This window comes from Streptomyces sp. SPB074, assembly GCF_000154905.1.
GTDB lineage: Bacteria > Actinomycetota > Actinomycetes > Streptomycetales > Streptomycetaceae > Streptomyces.
This window is the reverse complement of record NZ_GG770539.1, coordinates 2,309,005-2,310,564: the sequence shown is the minus strand read 5'-3', so window position 1 is coordinate 2,310,564 and position 1,560 is coordinate 2,309,005. Positions and strand designations below refer to the sequence as shown.

At 69.9% G+C, this 1,560-nt stretch carries 1 protein-coding gene; it reads left to right on the top strand.

Features of this window, described 5'->3' with window-relative positions; all coding sequences use genetic code 11:
• On the top strand, window positions 1–1,513 hold a 1,513-nt coding region (locus SSBG_RS09355; RefSeq protein WP_037869334.1), incomplete at its 5' end, for an MFS transporter.
• Between the last annotated feature and the right edge of the window lie 47 nt (window positions 1,514–1,560).

The following is a 1,560-nucleotide window of genomic DNA, read 5'->3' as shown; positions in this document are numbered from 1 at the left end:
TCAGCCTTCCGAGGAGCGGGCGTCCGGGGAACCGGACGACGTGGCCGCCATCGCGGCCCCCGGGCACTCCGGGACGGGCACGATCACCACCTCCGTGCCCGCCCGCCTCGACCGCCTGCCCTGGTCCCGCTGGCACTGGATGATCGTCATCGGCCTCGGCACCGTGTGGATTCTCGACGGTCTCGAAGTGACGACGGTCGGCAACATCGCGGGCCGGCTCTCCGAGCCCGGCTCGGGCCTGCCCATCACGTCCGCGCAGGTCACCGGGCTCGGCGCGGCGCTCTACGTCGCGGGCGCCTGCTCCGGGGCGCTCTTCTTCGGCTGGCTGACGGACAAGTTCGGCCGCAAGAAGCTCTTCATGGTGACGCTCGCCGTCTACCTCGGCGCGACCGCGATGACCGCGCTGTCCTTCTCGCCGTGGTGGTTCTTCGTCTTCCGCTTCCTGACGGGCTTCGGCATCGGCGGTGAGTACGCGGCGATCAACTCCGCGATCGACGAGCTGATCCCCTCGAAGTACCGGGGCCGCGTGGACCTCATCATCAACGGCAGCTACTGGCTCGGCGCGATCGGCGGCGCCCTGCTCTCGATCCTCGCGCTCGACACCGGCATCTTCCCCAAGGACATCGGCTGGCGCCTCACCTTCGCGCTCGGCGTCGTCCTCGGCCTCGTGATCCTCCTCGTGCGGCGACACGTCCCCGAAAGCCCGCGCTGGCAGTTCATCCACGGGCACGGCGACGAGGCGGAGGGACTGGTCTCCGACGTCGAGAAGGGCGTCGAGGCCGAGAAGGGCGAGAAACTGCCGCCCCCGGCGGGCGACATCACGATCCACGAGCGCAAGAGCGTCGGCTTCGGCCTCATCGCCAAGACCGTCTTCGCCCACTACCCCAAGCGCGCCGTGCTCGGCCTCTCCCTCTTCATCGGGCAGGCGTTCCTCTACAACGCGATCACGTTCGGCTTCGGCGCGATCCTCACGAAGTTCTACGACGTCCAGAGCGGCCACACCGGCTACTACTTCGCCGTCATCGCCGCGGGCAACTTCATCGGCCCGCTCGTCCTCGGCAAGCTCTTCGACACGATCGGCCGCCGCGTCATGATCGCGGGCACGTACATCCTGCCGGGCATCCTGCTCTTCATCACGGCATGGCTCTTCGACCGCGGCTCGCTCAACGCGACGACGCTGACGGCCTGCTGGTGCGTCGTCCTCTTCTTCGCCTCGGCGGGCGCCTCCAGCGCGTACCTGACCGTCTCGGAGGTCTTCCCGATGGAGACCCGCGCGATGGCGATCGCCTTCTTCTACGCGATCGGCACGGCGGCCGGGGGCATCTCGGGCCCGCTCGTCTTCGCCGACCTCACCGAGTCCGGCGTCCGCGCCGACACCGCCCTCGCCTTCTCCATCGGCGCGGGCCTCATGTGCGCGGCGGGCCTCGTCGCGGCCTTCCTCGCGGTCGACGCGGAGGGCCGCGGCCTGGAGGACATCGCGGCCCCGCTCTCACAGACGGAGAAGACGGCGTAGGGGCACGGGACGACGCGGGCGGTACGGACGGTGCGGACACGCCCGTA